The sequence below is a fragment of the Candidatus Synechococcus calcipolaris G9 genome (assembly GCF_029582805.1).
GTDB lineage: Bacteria > Cyanobacteriota > Cyanobacteriia > Thermosynechococcales > Thermosynechococcaceae > Synechococcus_F > Synechococcus_F calcipolaris.
Genome location: NZ_JAKKUT010000002.1, coordinates 661,696 through 685,928, shown reverse-complemented (window position 1 = coordinate 685,928; position 24,233 = coordinate 661,696). Strand labels below are relative to the sequence as shown.

Genomic DNA, 24,233 nt, shown 5'->3' with positions numbered 1-24,233 from the left:
TAACTTTGAGTATTAAAGGCTTGTAGCCTTTTTTAGCTAAAGTGCATACCCGCTTGATTTTGTATACTATTCGCTTTCTACTACGCTAAAAACCTTGCTTGTTAAGGGGTTTGGAAAAAAATGAAGTTTTGTATATGCTAAAGCTAGCAATTTTTGACACCTGTATATTTATGTGCTAGAGTGCATTCTATCTTTATGAATAGAGAGTTCTGGTTTTCCATTACTAAATTAGTTAGGCTACTAATCGCTTTCTAATCAATAGTTAGGCGGCTTAGGCTGTTTGCGAGACGTACTGTCGAGTTAGTTGTCTGTGTGTCAAGATTGATCAATCATGGTTCTACTGATAGAGCTATTAATCAATCAATAGCTTAAGCTCTCTAACTGCTATGGCTGTTTCTCTGTTAACGATGTAGTTGAATATCCAAGAGCATTTTTGCGAAAAACTGTTCATATTGCCACTCTTTCGGTGCAAAGTATGTATAGGTAGCAAGAGATAACTTACTGCGTATTTCTGAACAGCGAAGATGCTTCACTTTGATGTTAACTACTATGATGGAGAAGAGTCGAGATTATTTGAACGTACAACTTTCGCAAAAGAAATACATGATCTTGTTGCTTCTGGGTTCGATGTTGAGCCTTTAGATCTCTTGGCTGAGTCTATGTTTATGGAGCAAAAGAATCAACCGAATTGGATTAGTAGAGAAGAACTCGTAGAACGAGCCTTCGACAGGTTCGATGAATTTCTTGATTACTATGAGATTAAGGGGAGAACATTGGTTGCCAGATTTTCTCCTCAAGAAATGGAAAATCACAGAATCGAACGTGTAGGAGTAGGCGCGACTTTATATGCGATGGGTAGAGTACTCGGTACAACCCCGGCTGATTGGGAGAAAATCAGTATAGAAAATAAGAAAAATTTGGATTTTCAAATTGCTTCAACCGGAAGTGATTTTTTAGTACTTGAGTGTAAAGCTTCTATTGTTGAAGATGTAATGAAAAAAACATCTAGCATTTCAAGCCATAAACGTCATATTAAAGAGAAAAAACAGGAGCAGAAACCTAAAAGACCTTCTGACATCTTAATTGGAGCAATTGCAGCAATACCTCGTAATGATAGTAGTTCAGCAAGAATTTGGCTAGTAGATCCCCCTTTGCCTAGACCATTTACATCAGCAAGTCAGTTTAAAGTTTTAGCTAGATATCGCTTCTATGAAAGATTGATTCGCTTAATTGGTCGTCCTTTTCTTCTGATTGCTTTAAATACGAGGATTTATGCTCTAGAAAATATTGAAAACATTGAGGTATTAAGCGGTTTAACCCTAGTTGATATAAATGGTGAACCTTTTGGTATTCCTACATCTTTCCTTGCCAATCGAAGTGGAACCGTAGAAGGTTCAATTGCAGGAATAGTCCGACGAGGGACAGATCGATTAATGTTTATCGGCATGGATACAAGCGTCATATATGTTATAGCTCAGCAATCGCATGATTCAATCACACGCTGGAAATCCGGTATGGAAGGTCGGCGGCAAGTCCAAATCGTTATAAATCCGAGAGATTTAAGAGAAGCAAGATATGAGATAGGTAGATCAAACTGGCAAAGCGTTAACTTTGATATCACTGTTAATTCATCGGGTCTTGTACTCGGAACAGCAAATGTGTAGATCTATTTCAAAACAGTTTTAGTGTTATACCTTCTTTAAGTGATCGCCACCTAGCACGTCACGGCAGCGCCGCTGCCTAACAACGCGTTGCAGCGGACTCGCTTCTCTCGCCGCCTTGGTATCGTTAGGCGTTTTGCTTTGTCTCCGTATTACTCCATAGTTATGCAAATCACTAAAAACCAGCATTACGTTCCTCAATGCCTTCTAAAATTCTTTAGTTGGGAGGACAAGAAAGAAAGAAAAACGAATGTTTTCGACATTCCTAGATATTCATTCAGATACAGCCAGTCAATTAAGAAGATATGCTCTCAGAATTACTTCTATGATACAGACAATATGGTAGAAAATATCCTAAGTCAAAAAATTGAGGCTCCTACTGCACCATTAATTAGCTCTATTGTTCATCACGATACAACAGTTCTAGATTCATCTGAAAACTGGATTCGTTTGCTGATATTTGTTTCAACACTGTTATCCCGAACTCCTAAGGTAATGGATAGGATGGATTCAATTATTCAAACTAATATCCAATCTATTTCAAGAGAACTTCTGCGTTTAAATGGTATGGATTCTCGAAATGCTGATGGTGTAAAGCTAAAGATTGATGATGAGGCACCTTTAATTTCTCTTCTCACGCTCCAAGGCTATTTCGCATCTATACTATTGACCGACCTGAAATTTCATCTTGCAATTAATAAAACGGCTCTAGATTTCTTTATCTCGGATCATCCCGTTTTCATGTATAACTGGTTATATAGAGACCTCGACCATCCTGGAATAACAGGTTTTGGCACAAAAGGATTGCAGCTTTTTTTGCCATTGTCGCCTAGGTTAATGTTATGCCTCTATGATCCTGAGATTTATAGGTATGGGTCAAAATATAGCTTGTTAACAGATGTCCACGATGTTAAAGATGTAGGAATACTTAATTCTTTTCAAGCTATCAATTCAAAATCATTTGTTGTGTTTCTTGATCGTAAGAGCGAGACTAATATTAAATCTATGCTTCGTCATTATGGGAGCAAGACACTACATATGCAGAAAAGTATAGAGTATGAGGTAGAGGTTTTAGGTAACGAAACCGTTAGAACCAGGCATATTGTATACTCTAAGCAACTTAAAATCGGTGTTATGCCTAGTTTCGTTAATGTCAAGAGAAAAGCTGATAATTCGGTATATGGGGTTAGAAATCCAGAAGCTTTTGAATATTTCTCACAGCTAACGCAAACCAACTACTCACGTTAATTTGTTTCTAAATTTGATTATGATAAAATTCTTTCTGTATTATAACTATTGATTAAATCCTGAAAATTGGGAGCATTAACCTCGCCTAACAAGCGCGTTGCAGCGGACAGAAACAGGTTGTCCTTAGGAATCAAAAGTCACTTACTGCTGCTGAAGGCGGTCGTTATGCTACTGCGCTGGGAACCCCCTCGTCTTGTTCACCTCTGGTCACTGGGAGAGCATGATTCTTGTCAGTGCACCCCATGAAGGGTGATATTGCCCCAGTTGTAAGATTTGGGTCTATGCTGAAGAATCAGGCTAAGCGACCCTCTAATCCGCGCATCAGCCTAACACTGCGTTGCAACGGACGGATGCAAGCCGCTGGTGCTGAGTTCGAGGTCAGTTGCCGCCGCTGCACTTCACCGTTATGCTGCTTCAGCTTTTTGTTCGGCAGTAAATGTTCGTCTTGGTTTTTGGCTCATTTGGACATTCTCCTTCATTGGCGACTCTTGGAGTTTGTCCACTTTTTTCAGTCAGGGTCAGTCTTCGGTAGAGGTGAGATTGTCAGTGACGTGGCACCCTAAAATCAGTGATGGCAAAATTGCGTCAGGTTAAACTGTGCGAGGAAATTCTAGCGCGATCGTAAATTAATCAATGAAAGTTAGATCTGCCACTCCTGATGATGTATCGCTCATTTTCTCGTTCATCCAGAAGAAATCAAAATTTGACCGAAACATTGGTGCATTCTCTGGTGTGCTACAAGTATCTGAAGACAAGATACGCAAAACACTTTTCGGATTAATTCCCTTTTCTTACGTTTTGTTTGCAGAGTTTTCAGGGCATGAAGTCGGCTTTGCATTATATGGATTCAGGTACTCATCATTTGCCGGTCAGCCAAGTGTTTGGCTTGATGATTTGTATGTGGATGACGAGATGAGAAGTCAAGGTGCAGGAGCAGCATTAATGGTTAAATTAGCTCAAATTGCCAAGGAAAATGACTGTACCCATCTTGCTTGGAATGCTGATGCCAGAAACACTCGTGGACTTAGTTTTTATCATCGATTAGGAGCAGAAATTACAGAACAACACGGAAATCAATGTTTTTTAAGGTGGGTTCCCTGGTCGGCTGCATAACAAACCATTAGAGCGGACGTAATAGAGATTTTTGGTGTTGAACTCAAAAAACGATCGCCGCTCAATTCAACCGTTGGGCTGATTCAGGTTGTCGCTAAGGGCAGCACCGCAAGTCTTGGGCGAGGCATTCAGGGTTCAGTTCTCTTTCTCCCCGTAATTGCCAAGCTTCTACCAAGTCGCTACAATGTAGATACTCTGTATATACGTTTCTTCAAAGGATCAAATTACAGTGATCCAACTAAACTAAAGGTAAGGTTCAACCTATGGTTGCGACAGTGGCGAAGTGGGGAAATAGTTTAGCCATTCGACTTCCCCAGCACTTAGTTAAAGAGATTCATCTTACCGAAGGTGTTGAGGTTGATCTTGTGGTGATCGATGGTAACCTCGTCATCAAGCCCAGAACCCGAAAGCGGTACTCCTTGGAGGATCTGATTTCTGCCATCACACCAGAGAATCTGCATACTGAGGTTGAAAGTGGGATGTCGGTGGGAAATGAATTTTGGTAGCACCCACAAACCGCTATATCCCAGATCGGGGAGATATTGTCTACCTGGACTTTGATCCAACCAAAGGTCATGAACAAAGGGGGCATCGACCTGCTTTTGTTCTTTCACCTTGTAGTTACAACGCGAAAAGTTCTCTAGCCTTGTTGATGCCCATCACCAAACAGCAGAAAGGATATCCCTTTGAAGTCCCTCTGCCACCTGAGTTGCAGACTCAAGGAGTAATTCTTGCCGATCAAATCAAGTGTCTGGACTGGAAAGCTCGTGGCGTTCAGTTTGTTGAGTCTGTTCAAGTTAGTGTCGTTGAGGAAGTACAGGCAAAGATCGAGTCATTGCTTCTGTAGCGACCAAGCAATCACTCATAGTTCTCAGCAGCCCAACACTGCGTTGATGCGGACGCAAGGGAGGTTATTGATGGGAGTTTGACACTACTTGCCGCAGCACAACTACACCGTTAGGCTGCTTCAGCTTTTTGTTCGGCAGTAAATGTTCGTCTTGGTTTTTGGGTCATTTGGACATTCTCCTTCATTGGCGACTCTTGAAGTTTGTCCACTTTTTTCAGTCAGGGTCAGTCAAATGCTCGTCTGCAAAAAATTCTGAGTTCAGTTTTACCAAAAGCACTAGAGCTACTACGTTCTGGGGAAACGTTAGTGGAAATTAGTTCGGAGCTTTCTGAGTGACAGGAGGCGAGTCAACATATCCCATACAATTAAGAAAGGTCGGCTAACAACATTAGGAGAATTTTTCCATGAGTATCAATGAATCCGCCCGGGAGCAAAGTGCCCAAAAACGGCAAGACATTGACCATCAAGAGGAAAATCTACTCAGTCGCGCTGAAGAAAATCTTGAAAAGAGTGACACGAATGATCTAGCAGAAGAGGCACGGGAGCTAGCAGCAGAGCAACGTCACCACGAAGAGCACGTCCATGACACCCTCCTAGAGCGGGCCGAAGAACAAATTAGTGAGGGCTAACTGCCGTCAGACACGGGGTATCCCCACACCTTCAGGGCGAGAAAGGTGTCAACGCAGTACCTTGTCATAAATTTCTATTAACTGCTGGTAATTTACCTCGGGTGTGTAGTTCTGCAAATACACTTGGCGCGATCGCCGGCCCATGGTTTCCATCTCAGTTAAATGCTCCCCTGCCCAAAGGATGCGCTCTTTCCAAGCAAAAATATTAGCAGGTTCTACCAGAAATCCCGTTTCCCCTTCGATCATCAATTCTGGCAAGGCCCCCAGATCAGATGCAAGAACTGCTCGGCCATGGGCATAGGCCTCAATCACCGTTCGCCCAAAGGTTTCATAGCCCTGGGAAGGAATGACGACGGCCGTGGCCTGCTGCATCCATTGATGAAGTATCGGCTTCGGTTGGTGGCCGTGAAATGTTACGCCTTTTAATTGTCGCTCTTGGACATAGTGTTGCAGGCGATCGCGATCGGGGCCATCTCCTAAAATCTCTAAAAACCAATCTGAAACGGGTAACTCTGCCCATGCCCTTAACAATAGGTCTAACCCTTTTTCGGCAGACAAACGCCCAATAAATAAAAATCGTGGGGATGGGGGTAACGGGCTAGGGTGATGATGCGCTAGGGCAAAGGGATCGGGGGTGGTATTGGGCTTGACATAAAGGCGATCGCCCGGAATTCCCATCTGACTCAAAAGCTCTGCTGCAAAACGACTAGGGGTAATAAATCCATCTACCAGGTGATGCCAAGTCCGGCTCCAACGGTGCCAAGTAACCATTCCCCAAAGAGTTAAGGAAGCGGGCAGTGATTGACGATAGCAGCGATAGATCACCCCCCGCCAAGGATTTTTACCCACACAGTCCCGACAAATTTTGTTTTGACGACGGAGCCAGGGATTTAAGCAACCTAAGCGAAAATTTCGTAAATGTTGAACAGTCGGAATATCTAACGAACGGGCCGCCCCATGGACTGCGGGAGAAAATAGGGGAAAAAAGTTTTGAACGTGTAATATCTGACTCTGATGGTATTGTAATTCCTGACGAACATCCCTGTAGCTTGACAGATTCCAAACGGTCTTCAGGGGGAGTTGTAGAGTTTGGGCTAGGGAGTAGTGATCAATTTCTTGATTATCTTTACTGAACAATGTCACCTGATGGCCCGCCTGCCGCAGCAGATTAATTTCGGCCTCCATGGATACCTCCTCACCGCCACTAAATTGATAAAAATTGTGGAGCATTAATATCCGCAGAGGCAATTTTGGAATTACCATCAGGACGAACAGCGCAAGGCTTCAGACCGAGAAGAATGGAGTGGTAATTGGATTTCCATGGCATTATCCCCTAAATGGGGACAGCCAGGGGGTTCTTGATGATTAAAACGGGCAAAATAGGTCTGCCAATCCGCTGGCAAATCCGGTAAGTTTACCCGGGGATCTCCGGCGGCAATCTGGGGCCAAAAATCCTTTAGATCCGGCACTAGGGCCTGGGCAGTGGCTTCATCTAAATTAAGGGGAGGTGCCATCAAAAACCGAATTAAAAAGGGGGCACTGCGATCGCCCATCCATTTGCGGGAGGAGGTTTGCAGGTCAGGATAGTGGGGAGTGGCTTCAACTCGAAAGGATTGAATATCTAGGTTCCAGCCACCGTTGTCCTGGGAATTTAGCTCAACTAGACGATAGGGATGGGGATAGCTCACCAAGGAGCCAGTGGTAATCTCATAGATACCCTTTTCGTAGGCAATGTCTTGGACATGAAGATGCCCCGTGAAAACCAAAGAAACTTCTGCCTGGTGCAGCAATTCCAAGAGTAGCCGCCGATTGTCCAGCATATAGCGTAGCCCCATGGGATGCTTTCCTTGGCCGGGCCAATGCTCCAGTAGGTTGTGATGCACCATCACGAGGATCAATTCATCCTTGGGGATAGCTGCTAAAACCTGGGTTAACCAACTCAGTTGGGCATCATCTAAGCAACCGACTTGTCTCCCCTGGGAATCAAATTGATTGGAATTGAGGGCGATCAGCCGCAGTCCTGCCGCTGGAGAGCAGGTGTAATATAGCTGATCTGTTTCGCCATAACCGGCATTTTGGTAGTACTGGGGAAACTCATGCCAGCCAATGATTCCATTCTCTCCTTGGGGAACAGGAACATCATGATTACCGGGAATTACATAGGTAGGAAAGGGTAAACCAGCTAACATATCCCGTAGCCAAGAGTGATTATCCACTTCACCATCACGGGTTAAATCCCCTGGGATCAGCAGAAAATCAATGCCCAGTTCTGCCAGATGTTTGACGGCAATTTCAAAGGCCGCTAAACTTACGTCGGTTAAGAGAAAGGACGATCGCCCTGGGGGAACCGTATGGGGCAAGGTAATGTGGGGATCACTGATGACTCCAAAGCGTTGTTTCACCTGCAATAACCCCTAGAGATCTAGTGACGGAAATAACGTCGGTTGGTACAAATCATGACAATGCCTGCTTCATTGGCCGCCTGAATGGAGTCATTATCCCGTAAACTACCCCCTGGCTGAATAATACAACTAATTCCGGCGATCGCCGCCGTTTGCACCGAGTCGGCAAAGGGGAAAAAACCATCACTGGCCAGCACCGCTCCCTTGGCCTTATCTTCAGCATCGGAAAGGGCAATTTGTACCGATCCCACCCGATTCATCTGCCCCGCCCCAATCCCGAGGGTGGCCCGATCTCGACTGACGACAATGGCATTGGATTTAACATGCTTAACCACTTTCCAGGCAAAGATGAGTTCCTCTAATTGGTCAGGGGTGGGTTTAGTTTCCGTCACCACTTCCCAATCCTCTGCCACGGAAGGAACGTGGTGAATATCCTGAACTAAAAATCCACCGGCGATCGCCCGGATGGCCACATCGGGCCCCTGGGTTAAATCCGGCAAGAGCAGCAGTCGTAGTTTGGGCTTGGCCTTGAGTATTTTTAGGGCATCGGGATGACAGTCCGGGGCAACCACACATTCCAGAAACGTTTTGCTCAGGACGGTGGCCGTCTCAGGATCAATGGCTTGGTTTAGGGCGACAATGCCGCCAAAGGCCGATACAGAATCCGCAGCCAAGGCGCGTTGATAGGCATCGGCAATGGTTTTCCCTTCGGCAACACCACAGGGATTGGTATGTTTAACGACCACCGCAGTGGGTTGGACGCGATCGCCACAAAACTCTCGGATGATAGATCGGGCTGCTTCTAAATCCAGGAGGTTATTAAAACTGAGTTCCTTGCCCTGAACCAAGTTAGCGGCAGCCCACCCCGTAGCCATGGAGCCAGTATAGTACCAGGCCGCCTGTTGGTGAGGATTTTCGCCGTAGCGTAGGAGTTGTTGGCGACGGCCCGTCAGGTTAAACACAGCGGGGAGAGCCTCTGGAGTTGGTGTTGTTGTTGGGGATTGACTCAGGTAGGCGGCAATGGCCTGATCGTAGGCTGCGGTATGCCAAAAGGCCGCTTGGGCACATTCGTGACGAAATTCAGCACTGGGGGTTTCCCGTTGCCGTAATTCAGCCAGGTAATCCGCATACTGGGTAGGGGAAGAGAGCACCGTCACATGGGCAAAATTTTTCGCCGCCGCTCGAATTAAGGTGGGGCCACCAATATCAATCTGCTCGATCGCCTCCGCCAGGGAAACATTAGGCTGGGCAATGGTAGCCTGAAAGGGATAGAGATTCACCACCACCAGATCAATGGGGTAGACATTATGCTCCCCTAAATCCCGTTGATCCTCCGGGCGATCGCGTCGGGCTAAAATCCCACCATGAATGCGCGGATGCAGCGTCTTCACCCGACCAGCCAATATCTCTGGAAAGCCTGTGTAGTCAGCGACCTTGATCGTGGGTATGCCCGCTGCTTCTAGAACCGTTGACGTACCCCCACTACTGATCAGTTCAAAACCAAACCGATCCACCAGAGATTGAGCTAATTCAATCAGCCCTGTTTTATCGGAAACACTCAATAGGGCATATCGTGCCATAGGGCTATTCTCCCAATGCTGCTGGACTTAAATGCTGTTGATTTAATGCCGTTCGACTAGCCTAGAATAAACCAGAACAGTCCCCTAGCGAAACATGCTACTCACCGAACTATCCTCATGCACCCGCCAAATAGTTTCCCCTAAAATACTGGCCACGGACAGAACCGTTAACTGGGGAAACAGATTTTCAGGGGCAACGGGAATAGTATTGGTGACAATGACCTCTTCAAAGACACCACTGGAAAGCCGCTCCCGCGCTGGGGGCGAAAACACCGCATGGGTGGCGCAGGCATAGACCTGTTTGGCCCCTTCCCGACGCAGTAGGGCCGCCCCTTCCACAATAGTCCCAGCGGTATCAATCATGTCGTCCACAAGAACCGCTATTTTTCCCCGCACATCCCCAACCACATTCATCACCTCTGCCACATTATGCCCCTGACGGCGTTTATCAATAATGGCTAGGGGAGCATCATCCAGCTTATTGGCAAAGGCCCGGGCCCGGGCCACACCCCCCACATCGGGGGAGACGACGACCAGATCAGAAAGCCGCTTACTGCGGAGATAATCTAAAATCACCGGCGAACCGTAGACATGATCTACGGGAATATCAAAGTACCCCTGAATCTGGGCAGAGTGTAGATCCATGGCTAAAACCCGACTGGCACCGGCCTGGGTAATGAGATTGGCCACCAGCTTGGCGGTAATGGACTCTCGACCGGCGGTTTTGCGATCGGCCCGGGCATAGCCATAGTAGGGAATCACTGCGGTCACCTGTCGAGCCGAGGCCCGGCGACAGGCATCGATCATGATCAATAGTTCCATGAGGTGATCATTCACCGGATGGCAGGTGGGCTGAATTAAGTAGACATCACAGCCCCGGATAGACTCTTGGATTTGCACATAAAGCTCACCATCGGCAAATTGTTTTCGCACCATGGGGCCGAGATCAATTCCAAGATAGCGGGCGATTTCTTGGGCAAGGGGGATATTTGCTGATCCTGAGAAAAGTTTGAGACGACTATGATCGGACAGATAGGAGGGATTAACAGAGGGCAATGTAACAGTATGAATCACAACACATCCCCAAGGAAGCCTTCCCTGTAATTTTATCATTTTTTTTTCAAGAAGAAATGTATCTTAAGATTGAATTTATGTCCTAGGGGTGAGCCATTGATATTTTTAGGGGTATGGAGTAGCAAGCTTTAGCCAACTTTCTTTCAAGAAATTCAAAAACAGTGGGGATGTAGCCTGTGCAACTTAGAAAACCGCTGTAAGCTAGTGAATAGATTCATGACTTCTTCGCTTTTGATAGAGGCTCTTCGTTCATTAAACGATCATGCTGCGAATCATCCCTCAGTTATCAGAACTTCGCTTAGAATTGCGCCGCATTTGCGATCGCATCCAGCAGAATGACATTGTTCACAAGGAAGCGACGGTTCAACAAATTTTGCAAACGGTTCAGCGACAGGGCGATCGCGCCTTAGTCCATTACACGGCCGAGTTTGATCAGGTTGATCTGACTGTAGAAACCCTGCGAGTCAAGGGCGATGAACTGGATGCAGCCTATCAACAGGTCTCCAAGGAACTTCTAGATGCCATCCGTCTAGCCCACAAACAAATTGAGCATTTCCATCGCCAACATCTGCCCAAAAGTTGGGTGCAGTTCAACCCGGATCAGGTGGTTCTAGGTAAACGCTATACCCCTGTGGATGTGGCGGGGATCTATGTTCCTGGCGGGCGAGCGGCCTATCCCAGCACGGTGTTAATGAATGCCATTCCCGCAAAGGTGGCCGGTGTATCCCAAATTGTCATGGTGACTCCTCCAGGGCAAAATCGGGCCATTAATCCAGCGGTCTTAGTGGCAGCCCAGGAAGCGGGTATCGACGAAATTTATCGGGTGGGTGGGGCCCAGGCGATCGCTGCCTTGGCCTATGGTACCGCCACGATTCCGGCCGTAGATGTGATTACAGGGCCCGGCAATATCTACGTTACGTTGGCCAAAAAACAGGTTTTCGGCAAGGTGGGGATTGATTCCCTGGCCGGCCCCTCAGAAGTGTTAATTATTGCCGATGAAGGGGCCAACCCCTGCCATATTGCGGCAGACATGTTAGCCCAAGCCGAGCATGATCCCCTAGCAGCAGCCATTTTACTCACCCCCTCTTTATCGTTAGCGGAGCAGGTGGCAGCGGTTGTCCTCGATCAGTTGGCGGAGCATCCCCGGCGATTACTCACGGAAAAGGCGATCGCCCATTATGGTCTCATTGGCGTAGTTGAGTCCCTAGAGGTGGCGGCCCAACTCTCCAATGAGTTTGCCCCAGAACACTTGGAGCTAGAAATTGAAACCCCCTGGGATTTGGTCGATCAGATTCGCCATGCCGGTGCTATTTTCATGGGTTACTCCACCCCGGAAGCCGTTGGCGACTACATAGCCGGCCCAAACCACACCCTACCCACCTCTGGGGCAGCCCGCTATGCCTCAGCCCTAGGGGTTGAAACTTTCATTAAGCATTCCAGCCTGATTCAGTACAGCCCCACCGCCCTGCGTAAGCAAGGGAATGCCATTATGGCTCTAGCGGAAGCCGAAGGACTCATCTCTCACCGCGATTCGGTGCGCCTGCGGCTCGAAGCTCCTCCCACCATTGACTATGACTAGCCCCGACTAGCTCCCATTCAACATTCTAGGAGCAAATATCAGGCATTAAGATTAGCCATTGAGAATTGAGATTAGGCATTAAGAATAGTCAAAAGGCTTTGAATGGCCATACTGGTGGAACGAATCGCCGCATGGGTATTGGGGCTCTTTTGCTCCACCTGTAGCAGGTAGGCCAAACTGGATTGGAGATAGGTTAGGGCCATTTGCACATTGGGATCAACATGATACTGGCGTGGTAAGGGGGGAGGTGCCCCATAATTTTGCCCCTGACCATAGTTGGTATGGGGATAGCCGGAACTGTGATCCTCATAGTAGGGTTGCTGAGGCTGTTGGGGATACCCTTGGGGTTGCTGGTAGTAGGGTTGAGGCTGTTGGGGATGCTGGGGATACCCTTGAGGGGGGTGATAATTGGGAGGGGCGTAGGCAATGGTCTGATCATCGTATTGATCAGCGTAATTTTGCTGGGGTTGCTGAGGCTGTTGGGGATAACCCTGGGATTGCTGGTAATTGGGATGGACGTAGGCAATGGTCTGATCGTCGTAATTTTCCGCAGTTTCTACGGGCGGATGATGTTCTTGAGATGGCGGATGGTACCCTTGGGACACAGGTTCACCCGGTTTTTGCCCATAGTTGGGATCCACATAGGCGATCGTTTGATCTTCGTATAAATCATCCGATTCTGGGGGCAAGGGGGGCATAGGAGTGCTTTGGGGTGACATAGGAGCCGCTAATTTTGACAGTTCAGGCTTGGAATGGTCATCATCTTCCTCTTCTTCTGGCGATCGCTGGAGGAGGGTTTGGGGATCACTGGCATTAAATTCATCGGGGCTGGTAATGATTTGGGTCGGGGCACTGGCAACATTCCCTAGGCGGGCCCCCATTTTATGTTGACTGACTTGGCTAGGAGAATCATCGGTTACCGTTGCTTCTTCTTTTTTCTTAAGCCATGGGATGAAATCTGAAGCACTCATGGTTGCCTCATCCCCCAGGGTTCGCAGGACAACAAAGCCATTGCCTGCGGTCACATTTTGAATCGGGTACCATGTCCCACGATGGAGAAACATGGCATCAACTCCTGTCAATTGCCCCCGATTTTTGTTCCGCCTGCCACGATTCCAGCGATCTTTCCAGAGTACACCCGCTTCCGTGTATTGTAAGTCATAACCATCGGGAATACTGCGGGGTTCATAACGAAAAAACCCCTTCGTTGAGGCTTTGCCAATCAAAAAGATATTGAAATCGATGAGTATATCTTGAAGCAAACCTCGATAGGAAGATATTTCACGAACCTCTAGGGCAATAGGCTGGGTATCCGTCTTCATGCGGGCAATCATGCCATCTTTATGACAAGTCAGTTGCACCTCGTCAAATAGTATCTCTACCCGCAGTTGCCGATTGGCCAGCATCCGCGACTTATTTTCAACAAGATTACTAACGAACTCTTTTAATAAATCGCGATCGTCCATCTGTCCAGACTGACTAAGGGGGCGGACAGCTACGGAAGAGCTGCCTTCATAACCATAATTGCCATTGTAACCATCCATGCATTAATGCTCCTCTAGAGCTGCGTTCATCGCCAAGTTCGTTATCAAAAATTTTTATTTAGAAAGACCACCCTGATTGTCGTAAAGCCATACTGGAGCAAGACTAAAAATACCCAGACACCATATTTTGGTGTGATACTTGCCAAGTCCTAAATATTAAAGGAGATATTTTTTTACTTAGGAAAGATGATTACAAAAGTATACCTGCCTTCTCGATAATTGTACTTTAAGGGGCTGTAGTCAATCATCCGTGAAATTACGTAAAGAAATATTTCAGATCGCCAAGGAAGAAATTGTTGGCAATGGCCGGGGGATTGCTTCCTTTGATCTGCCTAGGTTGATGCTCCAGTTTGGTGGGCTAATTGTTCCAGTTGAGGCATATTGAGGAGAAGGGCATGGTGGGCAGCATCAACTTTAACCCAGCCTTTTTCTGATAATTTTGCCATCAATTTTGTGGCATCATCGGTGTTAATGCTGGATAAGTCCGCCAGATCCCCAATGGGAATATTCAGTATGGTGGCAGCCGCAGAAGAACCTTCCTGGCGTTTCCCGTAGCGTTGGCCCAAATTCACAAGGACATGGGCTAGCTTAACGGCGGCGGGCTGGTGCTGGGTCTCTAAACGGGTATTGGTTTGACGGAGACGCTGGGCCATCAGTTGTAGCATTCGATAGTGGAGTTGAGGCTCCTTCATCAAGACTTGGGTAAATTTTTGGGCCGGTACGGATAGGACGTGGGCCTGGGTGAGGGCAACCACATCTGTGGATCTGGGGGATTGATCGAGAATGGCCATTTCGCCAAAGAAATCCCCAGGGCCAAGAATGGCGAGGGTTGTATCTTCGTTATTGGCTAGCAGACGGCGAACCTTGACCCATCCATCCAGGATAAAGTACAGGGCATTTCCCCAGGCATCTTCAATTAAGATGGCGCGGCCAGCAGGGTATTCATTTTGCCAGGCCACTGACAGCATTGAGGATAGGGCATCGGCCGAACTGGCATCAAAAAGGGGAAACAACTTACTAAAGTCTTCGGTTTCCATGGATCACGCTTTGAGTAACAACCCTATACATAGCCTACTGGACATTTGCCTTCTAGCTGATGGATAGTGTGGGTATTTTAGGGGGATCATGCCTATTTATGCAGAGAGACCTACGGCGATCTCCGATACCAGGGAAATTGTTCTAGGGGATCAATAAAATATTTGCAGGTAAAATATATTCAACAACGTTACCATTAAGATTAGTTTATTTGACTTATTCCCTTTACTCTCTATCGTCTCGACCTTTTTTACTTGGTGTCTGCTTCTAATCATTCTTCCACCCCTACTTCTTTATCGCCCCTGACGATTGCTCCTAATCAGGTCTTGCGGGGTTGGGGTGTTTTGCCCGAATCCGGTGGTTCCATTGCCGCCCTGGGAACACGTCCCCTTGTCGTTACTTCGTCCCGTTTACGAAAACAATTGGCTTCCACTTGGGGGGCGATCGCCGGGGAGCATGGGCTTAATCTTGACTTTGCTGATTTTAGTGGCGAATGTTCTGAAGTGAGTTTAGCCTCCTTGAAGTCTCAAGCGAAGCAGCATCGGGCTGATGTCATCCTTGGGGTAGGAGGGGGTAAGTCCCTGGATACCGCAAAACTGCTGGGGGAACAAACCCATTGCCCGGTGGTGACTATTCCCTCTTCAGGGGCCACCTGTGCTGCCTGGACTGCCCTTTCCAATATCTACAGTCCTGATGGTGCCTTTGCCTACGATGTGCCATTGGCCCATTGCCCCGCGCTCTTGATTTTGGACTATCAACTGGTGCAAACTGCGCCCAGGCGTACCCTGGTGGCAGGAATTGGGGATGCCCTGGCCAAATGGTATGAAGCGTCAATTAGTAGCGGACATAGTACCCAAACCTTGGTGATTGGGGCGGTTCAACAGGCGCGAGTGCTGCGAGATATTCTTCTGCAAAAGTCTCTTCCTGCCCTGAACTCTTCGGATGGGGATTGGCAAGAGGTGGTGGATGGGACGGTGCTAATGGCCGGTCTCATTGGCGGACTGGGCGGGGCCCAATGTCGCACGGTGGCGGCCCATGCAATTCATAATGGCTTAACCCACCTGCCAGAGAGTAAACAGACCCTCCATGGCGAGAAGGTTGCCTACGGAATTTTGGTGCAATTGCGTCTAGAGGAACTGATCCAAGGGAGTCAACTGGCCCGTTCGGGGCGACAGCAACTCTGTCAGTTTTATCAACAGGTGGGGTTGCCCATGAGCCTAACGGATTTGGGGTTGGCGGGGGTTAGTTTAGAAGGACTTCAAAATGTGGCAGAAATCGCCTGTGCTAAAGAGTCTGATATTCATCGCTTGCCCTTTGCCGTTAGTCCCGATCAGGTGTTAGCGGCGATGGTATCCACCCAGGAAAATACCCTATTCTCAGGGGCGATCGCCGCCGATGGGGGAAATACCTAACCTACTATGGACTGGATTCAACCTGCGGAGCGACTGCGTTCCTTACCCCCCTACGTATTTGCCCGCTTAGATGAACTGAAAACCCGGGCGCGGCAGCAGGGCTTGGATTTAATTGATCTCGGCATGGGAAATCCCGATGGCTTTGCCCCCCGACCGGTGATTGATGCGGCGATCGCGGCCTTTGAGGTGGCCAGCTACCATGGCTATCCGCCCTTTGAGGGCACGGCCCATTTTCGCCAGGCCATTACCCAGTGGTATCACCGCCGCTATGGCGTGAGTTTAGACCCCGATGGGGAAGCCCTACCTCTTCTGGGATCCAAGGAGGGTCTCACCCATTTGGCCCTGGCCTATATTAATCCGGGGGATGTGGTTCTCGTGCCCAGTCCGGCCTATCCGGCCCATTTTCGCGGCCCGGCGATCGCTGGGGCCCAGATCTATCACCTGCACCTAAAGGCTGAACAGGACTGGTTGATTGACCTGAATGCGATTCCGGTGGAGGTGGCCCGCAAGGCAAAAATTTTGTATTTTAACTACCCCAGTAATCCAACCGCTGCCACCGCTCCCCGCCAGTTTTTTGAAGATATCGTTGCCTTTGCCCACGAATATCACATTCTTTTGGTGCATGATCTCTGCTACGCCGAACTGGCCTTTGATGGCTATCAACCCACGAGCTTGTTGGAGATTCCTGGAGCTAAAGAGATTGGCGTCGAATTTCACACCCTCTCAAAAACCTATAATATGGCCGGTTGGCGGGTGGGCTTTGTCGTGGGTAATCGCCATATTATTCAGGGGTTGCGTACCCTCAAGACCAATTTAGATTATGGCCTATTTGCGGTTCTGCAAACGGCGGCGGAAACGGCCCTCAATTTGCCCGATAGCTATCTAGAAAGCGTCTGCGATCGCTACCGTAGCCGTCGCGACTTTTTAATTGAAGGATTTGCCCAATTGGGTTGGCAGGTTCCCAAAACTAAAGCCACTATGTATTTGTGGGTACCCTGTCCCCCCGGTATTGGCTCTACGGATTTTGCCCTGAAGCTCTTACAGGAAACCGGTGTGGTTGTTACCCCAGGTAATGCCTTTGGGGAGGGGGGCGAAGGTTTTGTGCGGGTGAGTTTAATTGCCGATTGCGATCGCCTCGGAGAAGCCCTGGATCGCATGAAAAAGGCCCATATTCACTTTTAAGTAAGGGGGCACTTTTAAGAAGGGCACTTTTAGGGGTGCTTTAACGGGAAACCCGCCGCAGTGCCCAACTACTTAAGGTACCATCTGGTGTGATCGGCAAATGAACCGTACTGATCTCTAGGACATCGCCGCGACGATTACGAAATTGAAAGGCACATACGTCAATGCCAATGGGCAGACATGAAATAAGTTCCGTATAATTCTGCCGTAGCAGGTGGGCAACAACGGGGGTGGTGGTGGTTGCCTCTAGTAGTTCTTCGTTAACGATTGGCTGCCAACCTCGGTTGATGAGTTGTTCTCGAATTTCTGGGTAAAGTCTGCCTGCCCTAAGTCGGGGAACGGATTGAGCCATGATTCCTTGGGTGTAGCCGAAGGATTGGAGAATAGCTAAAATTAATGCTTTTTTGAAAATTTTCACGAAGCCACGGGTCTGTTTCATTTCCTTTATCCTTCAATTGTACCGGAAATGTGAAGAAATGTTTAAGAATGTAAAAAATTTACGGGCGATCTCGCCAATTTATTCAGAAACTAGGGGCAAAATCCGTACATTCTCGTCTAGATTCTGGCCTAGGGAGCCATAAGCCACGTTAGCAGGATTAATAGGCCGATCCAGGTTACAAGTCCAGGAATATGAATCCAACGGAAAAAGTCTAGGGGTAAATGCACCGTAATTTCGACAATTTTGATGCTGATCAAAGAAAGTAAAGCCAGTAGTAGTACGAGCATGGTTACTTGCTCTCCCTTTGCTGAAAATGTCCCAGTCCCTTAGGGTGTTTCCTGGGAGGCCAACTCGCGGGCCCGATAAAAGGTTTCCAAGCTGTGGCGATCGCCCACAAACCGCCAATGCCAAGGCTCGTAGCTAATGCCCTGGGGGTTATTACGGGGAAAGGACAGTTCAAAACTATAGCGCGGTGCGTGGGCCACCATCCACTCAAAGGCAGGGGTTTCCTCAAAGCTGACCTTGAGGTGGGTGTCCGTTTGGGAGGGATCCCCAATATCCACCGCATAGCCCGTATGATGCTCACTGAAACCTGGAGGAGCACTGACCTGGGCCCGTTCCGATGCCCCTTGGGCCCGTTGCTCTTTGATCTCAAAGAACAGATAATCTTGATCGCCCTGGGAGCGAAAGCCGGATAGGGGAATAATAGCAACGCCATCAAACTGGGCAGCATCAACCATTTCCCTAAATTTAGTCGCCGCCGCCGATCGCAATTGAATTTGACTATCGGCACTGATGGGTTGGAGATCCGTTAGAGGAGCCTCCGCATAGGCCAAATGACCTAGAATATTGTCCGCATCGATGTGATTTTCTGGGGGTGCAGACTCTGGAGATTCATTGCCAGGAGCCTGAGAGATTCCTAGGGATCGCCAGCCAAGCCAACCGCCAAGGCCCACCAAACTCACCAGGAAAACGAGGCCAAGGGAGAGCTTAACTAAACCTATAGAAAAACGGGATGACGGAGCCTTAGCCCCCGGAGGACTTAATCGTTCTGCAACCGGAATCTCACGCTCCATTAGCCTCACCCCTACCCCATGGAATCATTAACACAAGACTTGCTTCTGATTCTATCGGTTAATTTAAGGATTTCCAGCCTGGGCCATCAAACGTTCTTTTAATTGGGCGAGGGCATCAGCCCAACGGGGATCCGGTTGAGCCGCTTCACTGGAGATGGGGGCTGAATCACTAGGGCTATTGCCGGCAGTACGCCGATTGGTGTTTTTGCCCTTGGTATTACGGCGACTACTCCGAGCTGGGCTGGCAGCGGCGGTTTCTTTGTCGTCCCGCTCATCTTTGCCATCGGTCTTGGGCTTGTCATTCGCCTTTTCAATCTTAAGGGTATTCTCCTTAAAGACGTGACCATTGAGTTTTTCAATCACTTGATCGGCCTGCTCTTCGGTTTCCACCGTCACAAAGCCAAAGCCACGACATTTGCCGGTTTTGCGATCGGTGATGAGTTTGGCTGAACCCACGTCACCGACTTCGGTGTGGAGTAGGGTCTCTAGTTCATCACGATTGAGTTCCCGGGGCAAGTTACCAACATACAGACGAATAGACATAAAAATACCTCCTAAAAGTAGAATCACCCGTTGTATCTAAAGAACCATGGGCCAAGCCACAGACAAACATCGGCCGGGCCGTAAATTGAAACCGTCACATTTGAACTCACCGTGTTCAGCGGGTTGATACACCCATCCCCCTGACCCAACGTTGAGACATCATTTTAGATAATAGAAAACTGTTTGCGACAAAACAATTAGATAGCGGTCGCTGGAGAAAGTTTTTCACTTTAACGCAAATAAAATAAGACTGAACCGAGGCGGTGAGGCATCTAAACTTTATCTAAACCTTAGGTGTGCCATTTCTTAAGGTATCACGGACTTTCCCCTAGGGCTACTAAATTGGCAAAGAAATTCTTGATTTTCTTTAGATTTCCTTACAACTGACATTTTAATAAAATAATTGGCGGGTAACGCAGGAAGTCTTGCCAGTAGTCCTGGCCAAATTCCTCGATCCCTGCGGCAGATACTTGGGGATAGCACCACTCCAGGGATTGGAAGCCAGCCTGGGCAAAGGCCTGTTCATAGGTGGCTTGGCTCAGGTAGTAATCCGTAATGGTGAAGTTGCTGCCATCGGGCAAATAGAAGGTGAGGTGAATGGGGCGACCGTCCTCTAGGGGTAGATCGGCTTGCTTGCGGTAGTTGTAGGTCAAGCAGCGATCGTAGCTGGCGGGATCCTGCTCTAGATGATTGTTGACGCTAATAAATTTTCCCCCAGGTTTTAGATTTTCGGCGATCGCCCGGGCCATTTGTCCTAGGGTGCAGGCATCGGCGGCATGGTTCAGCAGGTACGAGGCAACCACAAGATCAAAGTTGGCGATTTTTTCCAGATGGGCCACATCCGCCACATAGTATTCAATTTCTAGATCGGGCTGCTGCGATCGGGCTAGATCAATCATGGCCGCTGAAATATCAACGCCGACGACCCGGGCCGCCCCCTGGGATTTGAAATGACGACTGTAGATGCCATCACCACAGGCTAGATCAAGAATGGATAATCCCTGAACCGGGCCAATCAGATTGAGATAGGTGTAGGCTTCACTGTGCCAACGAAAGGGAAAGGCGCAGGTTTGCTGAAAGGACTGGGCAATGGAATCGTAGTCTGCCATGATTGATACCTATTCCGCGAGGCTGTGCTAGAGTGCCTATAGACTAGTCTCTACGTTAAGGTGGCCTTTATCCACAGTCTGTTAATTGATGCTGCCGTAGTTTTCTGGATCCTGTAGCTTATCCAATCCGCCTAAGACTGATGCCGATCGTGGCAGTAGGCTGATGTTATTTTGCGGAGTCTTAATGCTTTTTTCTGATTTTGGTTTATCTGAGCCGATCGTTCGCGCTGTTGTGGACTGTGGCTATACAGAGCCAACCCCCATTCAAATCCAAGGTATCCCTGAGGTACTGGCCGGCAAGGATCTGTTGGCGATCGCCCAAACAGGGACTGGTAAAACAGCAGCCTTTGTTTTGCCCATGCTTCACAAGTTGTCGGAACGGGAGGAATTACCGCCGCCAACGGCTAAAGCCACCAATAAGCCTACAAAGGTTCATCGTGGAGCGATTCGAGCCTTGATTTTAGCCCCAACCCGGGAACTGGCTCTGCAAGTGGAAGCCAGTGTGCAGCGGTATAGTACCCACCTACGGCTCAAGTCCATGACTATTTTTGGCGGCATGGCCATGAGTCCCCAAATTCGTCAGTTGCGGGGTCGGGTGGATATTTTAGTTGCTACCCCTGGACGGCTCCTGGATCATCTCCAGCAGGGCAATCTCAGCCTCTCCCAGGTGGAAATGCTGGTTCTGGATGAAGCCGATCGCATGTTAGACATGGGATTTATCCGCGATATTCGTCGGATTATTTCCTACCTACCCCAAGAACGGCAAAACCTACTCTTTTCTGCCACCCTCATCCATGAGGTGAAGGGGTTTGCCTCCAGCTTGCTCCAGGAGCCAACTCTCATTGATATTCGTTCCAGCCAAGTGACCGCCGATACGGTGGCGCAAATGGTCTATCTTGTCGATCGCGAGCGCAAGCACCATCTCCTCACCCACCTGATTCAACAGGCCCAAAATGATCAGATGTTGGTCTTTACCCGCACTAAACACGGTGCAGACCGCCTCGTCAAACAACTGACCCAGGAGCAAATTTCGGCGATCGCCATCCATGGGAATAAAACCCAAGCGATGCGAATGCGGGCCCTGTCTAAGTTTAAGCAGGCCAGTGTTCAGGTCTTAGTGGCCACGGATATTGCCGCCCGGGGCATTGACATTAACCAGTTACCCCACGTCGTCAACTATGATTTACCGGATTGCTCGGAAGATTATATTCACCGCATTGGCCGTACCGGTCGGGCCGGAGCCAACGGCAAAGCCTCTTCCCTGGTCTGTGGCGACGAGTACAGTCAACTGCGCTCCATTCAAAAACTGATTAAGCAATCCTTACCCCAGGAAGTGATCCCAGGTTTTGAACCCAGCCAGCAGCCCCCCGCCCCTGGTAAGCCCACCAATAAAGGTCGGCCCCGTCGTCAACGTCGCCCCGCTGCGTCAGCACCATCCCATGGGAATCTGTCCCCCACCCGGACAATCCTAAAGGACAGGAAGCAACGGACGCGGGCCGTCACCTAAAATAACGAGAAGGAACAAAAAGACCTTGGCGATCGCATCCAAATAATATCCAAATTCGAGAATAGTCAGTTAATCGTTCTTATATGGGCTTGCATCATATTTCGATTCGTACCGCTGATATTCATCGGGCGATCGCCTTCTATGAATGTCTAGGGTTTAGGATGGAAACTCGCTTTACGACGGGCTATACCCTGGCCTGTTGGTTGGTGGGTTGGGATAGTCGCATTGAACTGTTGGCGATCCCCGAACCTAAACCGGCGGTGGATGGGTTCCATGATCAGCACTATGTGGGCTACTACCACCTCTCCTTTGACCTGACGGTTCACCTCGGCGATCGGCTAACCTTGGCAGACTGGCTGGATACCTTCAAAACCCAGTTGGGGGAACAGGGCCTACCTTGGCAGTTGCTCCTGAAGCCAACCCAGCAAGTTATTGGCGATCGCCTCTATCAGGTCGCCTTTGTGGCGGATAGTGATGGGTTGCCCCTAGAATTTCTCTGGGAATTGGGTCATGTCTCCTGATGGTTTTTTAATTACGTTGGCGGACTATCCCCCCGCGGGCCGTCGCCGCCGCCTCATTCATGTCAATGGTATTACCAGCACCGTTGAAAAACAGCAGCGGGACTTAAGGGCCCTTGCCCGTCTAACGACCAGCCATCCCCTAGATATTTTGGGGGTGCATAACCAGACCAGTGGCTTTCATGCGGATGTCCTCGAAAGTTTATTGGGAAAAGCAGAACTATATCGCTTTTGGCCGGAATTGCAACAGGTTTCGGGTTCTAGCACCTCGGCCTCTGCTTACGGTTCCCTGGAACAGCGGCGGCGGGAATATGCGGAATTAGTGCAGCGGTTGTCGGTTCTAGATCTAGAGCCGGAAACGGATATGTTAGCCGTTGCCCAAACATTACAGCGATCGCCCCAGGATCAACCCCTCAGTGATCAGGCTAGCTCAAACTTAGATGCCCTGTTGAAACTGCCCTTTGTGCAGCGCATGGGCTGGTCTGAGTTTAGTCAATACTTTTACGGTTCCTATCCGGCCGGGGCACCGCGGCCCACCCTGCGCCTAGCCTACGAAATCCTGCGGAGCTTGCAACTGGGGGCCGACATTTTTCTGGTTGCCCATAGTCAGGGATTGATTATTGCCGCCCTGGCCTGTCAAATTGTCCGTGAAATGCTCCTACCCCAAACAAAGTGGATGGAGACCCTGCGGATTATTGGCTACGGCCCCGTGATCCTGTTTGAAGATTTACCCCTAGAATTGCGATCGCAAACCATTTTAATTCAGCATCGGCAAGACCTCGTGGCAGAGTCCCTCAGTAATGTTCGCAATGTGGGCCTTTGGAGTCACATTCAAACCCAGTTCAAAAACCTGCTGGATAATGCCGATGGTCTGATTCAAACCATTGGTAACGATAGCTATCACACCGCCAGCCATTATTTAGGTCTTCGGGATGAACCCACCAGCGCGCGATCGGCCCAACTAATTCAACTCCTATTGACCCAGGACTGGCAGGCGAGTCCGGCCCTTGCGGCCCTGCGGGGAAGTCGTATAATTCTGGAAGCTTGAGTCAATAGGCCACTGGTGTGACGTGCACGGAACCCCCTCAAAAGTTACCTCGGGTAGCATATTCAATCCAACGGGCAAACCTAGAGCATTTGTCTAGCATTGCCGAACTGATTGCCCTTTGTTTTTATCCCCCAGAGCATTGGCTCCACTGGTTTAGACGACTGCTGCAACTGGGAATCTATAACGATCTCTGCCTACGCTACCATCATTCCATTGAGCATTCCATCTATTTTATGGTGTTAGCTCCCATTCAGGATCGCCTCAAACTCCTGGGTAGTCTAGAAGTTAGTCAACGTCTTTTACCAGGACGAGGTAAATCCCACCCCTATCTATCTAATTTGGCAGTGCATCCTGACTATCGCCGCCAAGGTATTGGCCGGGCTCTGCTATTAGCGGCGGAGGATTGGTTAAAAGAGCAGCGATGCGATCGGGTCTATCTCCATGTTTTAGCCATGAATCATCCCGCCCGCTTTCTGTACCATCAGTTGGGTTACTCTCAAGAGAGTACAATTCCCGCCTGGTTTTTCCCTGATAAACTTCTTTTATCTAAGTTTTTGCGGAGTTCCCCGCGCTCCTGAGTATTAAAGCAATTTTCCTAGTCCAGCACAATTTTGGCAGTCCACCATAGACCAGTTTCTGAGATCGGGTTGGTGCCTAAAGGCTGTCACGTTGAGCAAGACTGCGGTA

24 protein-coding genes are annotated in these 24,233 nt (G+C 48.7%); 13 read left to right on the top strand and 11 right to left on the bottom strand.

Translation table 11 applies throughout. The features are described from left to right. The first annotated feature begins 524 nt into the window (after nucleotides 1–524). The 6 genes from L3556_RS06000 (at nucleotide 525) to L3556_RS05975 (ending at nucleotide 5,498) form a co-directional block, all read left to right on the top strand. On the top strand, nucleotides 525–1,664 hold the full coding sequence (locus tag L3556_RS06000) for a hypothetical protein (protein ID WP_277866396.1): 1,140 nt from the start codon (nucleotides 525–527) through the stop codon (nucleotides 1,662–1,664). Nucleotides 1,665–1,826: 162 nt separating this feature from the next. After that, nucleotides 1,827–2,909, top strand: coding sequence for a DUF4238 domain-containing protein (locus tag L3556_RS05995; protein ID WP_277867603.1), 1,083 nt, complete (start codon nucleotides 1,827–1,829; stop codon nucleotides 2,907–2,909). A gap of 633 nt (nucleotides 2,910–3,542) precedes the next feature. Then, on the top strand, nucleotides 3,543–4,022 hold the full coding sequence (locus tag L3556_RS05990) for a GNAT family N-acetyltransferase (RefSeq protein WP_277866395.1): 480 nt from the start codon (nucleotides 3,543–3,545) through the stop codon (nucleotides 4,020–4,022). A 263-nt stretch (nucleotides 4,023–4,285) separates the two neighbouring features. Continuing rightward, entirely contained in the window at nucleotides 4,286–4,528 is a 243-nt protein-coding gene (locus tag L3556_RS05985; protein WP_277866394.1) for an AbrB/MazE/SpoVT family DNA-binding domain-containing protein, read from the top strand. After that, nucleotides 4,522–4,869, top strand: a complete 348-nt coding sequence (gene mazF / locus L3556_RS05980; protein ID WP_277866393.1) for an endoribonuclease MazF — start codon at nucleotides 4,522–4,524, stop codon at nucleotides 4,867–4,869. The genes L3556_RS05985 and mazF overlap by 7 nt, the downstream gene beginning before the upstream one ends. Nucleotides 4,870–5,273: 404 nt before the next feature. Further along, nucleotides 5,274–5,498, top strand: coding sequence for a hypothetical protein (locus tag L3556_RS05975; protein ID WP_277866392.1), 225 nt, complete (start codon nucleotides 5,274–5,276; stop codon nucleotides 5,496–5,498). Nucleotides 5,499–5,546: 48 nt separating this feature from the next. Here the strand turns inward: L3556_RS05975 and L3556_RS05970 are convergent, their stop codons facing one another. The 4 genes from L3556_RS05970 to L3556_RS05955 all read right to left on the bottom strand — a co-directional run bounded on the left by L3556_RS05970 (nucleotide 5,547) and on the right by L3556_RS05955 (nucleotide 10,554). After that, a complete protein-coding gene (locus L3556_RS05970; protein ID WP_277866391.1) occupies nucleotides 5,547–6,761 on the bottom strand; it encodes a glycosyltransferase family 4 protein in 1,215 nt (404 codons plus the stop codon). Continuing rightward, nucleotides 6,761–7,900 carry a metallophosphoesterase family protein gene (locus tag L3556_RS05965; RefSeq protein WP_277866390.1) on the bottom strand — a complete coding sequence of 380 codons (1,140 nt, stop codon included), beginning with the start codon at nucleotides 7,898–7,900 and terminating at the stop codon, nucleotides 6,761–6,763. The genes L3556_RS05970 and L3556_RS05965 overlap by 1 nt, the downstream gene beginning before the upstream one ends. Nucleotides 7,901–7,920: 20 nt before the next feature. Then, on the bottom strand, nucleotides 7,921–9,480 hold the full coding sequence (purH, locus tag L3556_RS05960) for a bifunctional phosphoribosylaminoimidazolecarboxamide formyltransferase/IMP cyclohydrolase (RefSeq protein ID WP_277866389.1): 1,560 nt from the start codon (nucleotides 9,478–9,480) through the stop codon (nucleotides 7,921–7,923). 84 nt (nucleotides 9,481–9,564) lie between these two features. Beyond that, nucleotides 9,565–10,554 (bottom strand): ribose-phosphate pyrophosphokinase, encoded by a 990-nt coding sequence (locus tag L3556_RS05955; protein ID WP_277866388.1) that lies wholly within the window; start codon nucleotides 10,552–10,554, stop codon nucleotides 9,565–9,567. Between the two features lie 262 nt (nucleotides 10,555–10,816). On the opposite strand from L3556_RS05955, the gene hisD reads away from it, so the two are divergent. Next, nucleotides 10,817–12,133, top strand: a complete 1,317-nt coding sequence (hisD, locus tag L3556_RS05950) for a histidinol dehydrogenase (protein ID WP_277866387.1) — start codon at nucleotides 10,817–10,819, stop codon at nucleotides 12,131–12,133. Between the two features lie 71 nt (nucleotides 12,134–12,204). On the opposite strand, the gene L3556_RS05945 is transcribed toward hisD, so the two are convergent. Both L3556_RS05945 and L3556_RS05940 read right to left on the bottom strand, forming a co-directional pair. Continuing rightward, on the bottom strand, nucleotides 12,205–13,677 hold the full coding sequence (locus L3556_RS05945) for a hypothetical protein (protein ID WP_277866386.1): 1,473 nt from the start codon (nucleotides 13,675–13,677) through the stop codon (nucleotides 12,205–12,207). Nucleotides 13,678–14,009: 332 nt separating this feature from the next. Beyond that, nucleotides 14,010–14,714: a Crp/Fnr family transcriptional regulator gene (locus L3556_RS05940; RefSeq protein ID WP_277866385.1), complete on the bottom strand. Its 705-nt coding sequence runs from the start codon at nucleotides 14,712–14,714 to the stop codon at nucleotides 14,010–14,012. 255 nt (nucleotides 14,715–14,969) lie between these two features. Between L3556_RS05940 and L3556_RS05935 the strand changes: the two genes are divergently transcribed. Continuing rightward, entirely contained in the window at nucleotides 14,970–16,124 is a 1,155-nt protein-coding gene (locus tag L3556_RS05935; protein ID WP_277866384.1) for an iron-containing alcohol dehydrogenase family protein, read from the top strand. Nucleotides 16,125–16,130: 6 nt separating this feature from the next. Further along, nucleotides 16,131–17,306 carry an aspartate aminotransferase gene (locus tag L3556_RS05930; protein WP_277866383.1) on the top strand — a complete coding sequence of 392 codons (1,176 nt, stop codon included), beginning with the start codon at nucleotides 16,131–16,133 and terminating at the stop codon, nucleotides 17,304–17,306. Nucleotides 17,307–17,346: 40 nt separating this feature from the next. On the opposite strand, the gene L3556_RS05925 is transcribed toward L3556_RS05930, so the two are convergent. The 5 genes from L3556_RS05925 to L3556_RS05905 form a co-directional block, all read right to left on the bottom strand. Continuing rightward, nucleotides 17,347–17,745, bottom strand: a complete 399-nt coding sequence (locus L3556_RS05925) for a hypothetical protein (RefSeq protein ID WP_277866382.1) — start codon at nucleotides 17,743–17,745, stop codon at nucleotides 17,347–17,349. Nucleotides 17,746–17,873: 128 nt separating this feature from the next. Then, nucleotides 17,874–18,032, bottom strand: coding sequence for a hypothetical protein (locus L3556_RS05920; protein ID WP_277866381.1), 159 nt, complete (start codon nucleotides 18,030–18,032; stop codon nucleotides 17,874–17,876). A 39-nt stretch (nucleotides 18,033–18,071) separates the two neighbouring features. Then, entirely contained in the window at nucleotides 18,072–18,821 is a 750-nt protein-coding gene (locus tag L3556_RS05915; RefSeq protein WP_277866380.1) for a M15 family metallopeptidase, read from the bottom strand. A gap of 63 nt (nucleotides 18,822–18,884) precedes the next feature. Beyond that, nucleotides 18,885–19,364, bottom strand: a complete 480-nt coding sequence (locus L3556_RS05910) for an RNA recognition motif domain-containing protein (RefSeq protein ID WP_277866379.1) — start codon at nucleotides 19,362–19,364, stop codon at nucleotides 18,885–18,887. Between the two features lie 377 nt (nucleotides 19,365–19,741). Next, nucleotides 19,742–20,473: a class I SAM-dependent methyltransferase gene (locus tag L3556_RS05905; RefSeq protein WP_277866378.1), complete on the bottom strand. Its 732-nt coding sequence runs from the start codon at nucleotides 20,471–20,473 to the stop codon at nucleotides 19,742–19,744. A 184-nt stretch (nucleotides 20,474–20,657) separates the two neighbouring features. Between L3556_RS05905 and L3556_RS05900 the strand changes: the two genes are divergently transcribed. The 4 genes from L3556_RS05900 to L3556_RS05885 all read left to right on the top strand — a co-directional run bounded on the left by L3556_RS05900 (nucleotide 20,658) and on the right by L3556_RS05885 (nucleotide 24,124). Continuing rightward, a complete protein-coding gene (locus L3556_RS05900) occupies nucleotides 20,658–21,980 on the top strand; it encodes a DEAD/DEAH box helicase (protein ID WP_277866377.1) in 1,323 nt (440 codons plus the stop codon). A gap of 89 nt (nucleotides 21,981–22,069) precedes the next feature. Then, nucleotides 22,070–22,501, top strand: coding sequence for a VOC family protein (locus tag L3556_RS05895; RefSeq protein ID WP_277867602.1), 432 nt, complete (start codon nucleotides 22,070–22,072; stop codon nucleotides 22,499–22,501). Further along, nucleotides 22,491–23,546: a hypothetical protein gene (locus L3556_RS05890; protein ID WP_277866376.1), complete on the top strand. Its 1,056-nt coding sequence runs from the start codon at nucleotides 22,491–22,493 to the stop codon at nucleotides 23,544–23,546. The genes L3556_RS05895 and L3556_RS05890 overlap by 11 nt, the downstream gene beginning before the upstream one ends. Nucleotides 23,547–23,563: 17 nt before the next feature. Then, nucleotides 23,564–24,124 (top strand): GNAT family N-acetyltransferase, encoded by a 561-nt coding sequence (locus L3556_RS05885; protein WP_277866375.1) that lies wholly within the window; start codon nucleotides 23,564–23,566, stop codon nucleotides 24,122–24,124. Nucleotides 24,125–24,233: the final 109 nt, after the last annotated feature.

Excerpts from the sequence above, each read along its gene's own strand:
- L3556_RS06000 (WP_277866396.1), top strand. The coding sequence starts at position 525 with ATGCTTCACTTTGATGTTAACTACTATGATGGAGAAGAGTCGAGATTA.
- L3556_RS05995 (WP_277867603.1), top strand. The coding sequence starts at position 1,827 with ATGCAAATCACTAAAAACCAGCATTACGTTCCTCAATGCCTTCTAAAA.
- L3556_RS05990 (WP_277866395.1), top strand. The coding sequence starts at position 3,543 with ATGAAAGTTAGATCTGCCACTCCTGATGATGTATCGCTCATTTTCTCG.
- L3556_RS05985 (WP_277866394.1), top strand. The coding sequence starts at position 4,286 with ATGGTTGCGACAGTGGCGAAGTGGGGAAATAGTTTAGCCATTCGACTT.
- L3556_RS05975 (WP_277866392.1), top strand. The coding sequence starts at position 5,274 with ATGAGTATCAATGAATCCGCCCGGGAGCAAAGTGCCCAAAAACGGCAA.
- L3556_RS05970 (WP_277866391.1), bottom strand. The coding sequence starts at position 6,761 with ATGGTAATTCCAAAATTGCCTCTGCGGATATTAATGCTCCACAATTTT.
- purH (WP_277866389.1), bottom strand. The coding sequence starts at position 9,480 with ATGGCACGATATGCCCTATTGAGTGTTTCCGATAAAACAGGGCTGATT.
- hisD (WP_277866387.1), top strand. The coding sequence starts at position 10,817 with ATGCTGCGAATCATCCCTCAGTTATCAGAACTTCGCTTAGAATTGCGC.
- L3556_RS05945 (WP_277866386.1), bottom strand. The coding sequence starts at position 13,677 with ATGGATGGTTACAATGGCAATTATGGTTATGAAGGCAGCTCTTCCGTA.
- L3556_RS05940 (WP_277866385.1), bottom strand. The coding sequence starts at position 14,714 with ATGGAAACCGAAGACTTTAGTAAGTTGTTTCCCCTTTTTGATGCCAGT.
- L3556_RS05930 (WP_277866383.1), top strand. The coding sequence starts at position 16,131 with ATGGACTGGATTCAACCTGCGGAGCGACTGCGTTCCTTACCCCCCTAC.
- L3556_RS05925 (WP_277866382.1), bottom strand. The coding sequence starts at position 17,745 with ATGAAACAGACCCGTGGCTTCGTGAAAATTTTCAAAAAAGCATTAATT.
- L3556_RS05920 (WP_277866381.1), bottom strand. The coding sequence starts at position 18,032 with ATGCTCGTACTACTACTGGCTTTACTTTCTTTGATCAGCATCAAAATT.
- L3556_RS05915 (WP_277866380.1), bottom strand. The coding sequence starts at position 18,821 with ATGGAGCGTGAGATTCCGGTTGCAGAACGATTAAGTCCTCCGGGGGCT.
- L3556_RS05910 (WP_277866379.1), bottom strand. The coding sequence starts at position 19,364 with ATGTCTATTCGTCTGTATGTTGGTAACTTGCCCCGGGAACTCAATCGT.
- L3556_RS05905 (WP_277866378.1), bottom strand. The coding sequence starts at position 20,473 with ATGGCAGACTACGATTCCATTGCCCAGTCCTTTCAGCAAACCTGCGCC.
- L3556_RS05900 (WP_277866377.1), top strand. The coding sequence starts at position 20,658 with ATGCTTTTTTCTGATTTTGGTTTATCTGAGCCGATCGTTCGCGCTGTT.
- L3556_RS05890 (WP_277866376.1), top strand. The coding sequence starts at position 22,491 with ATGTCTCCTGATGGTTTTTTAATTACGTTGGCGGACTATCCCCCCGCG.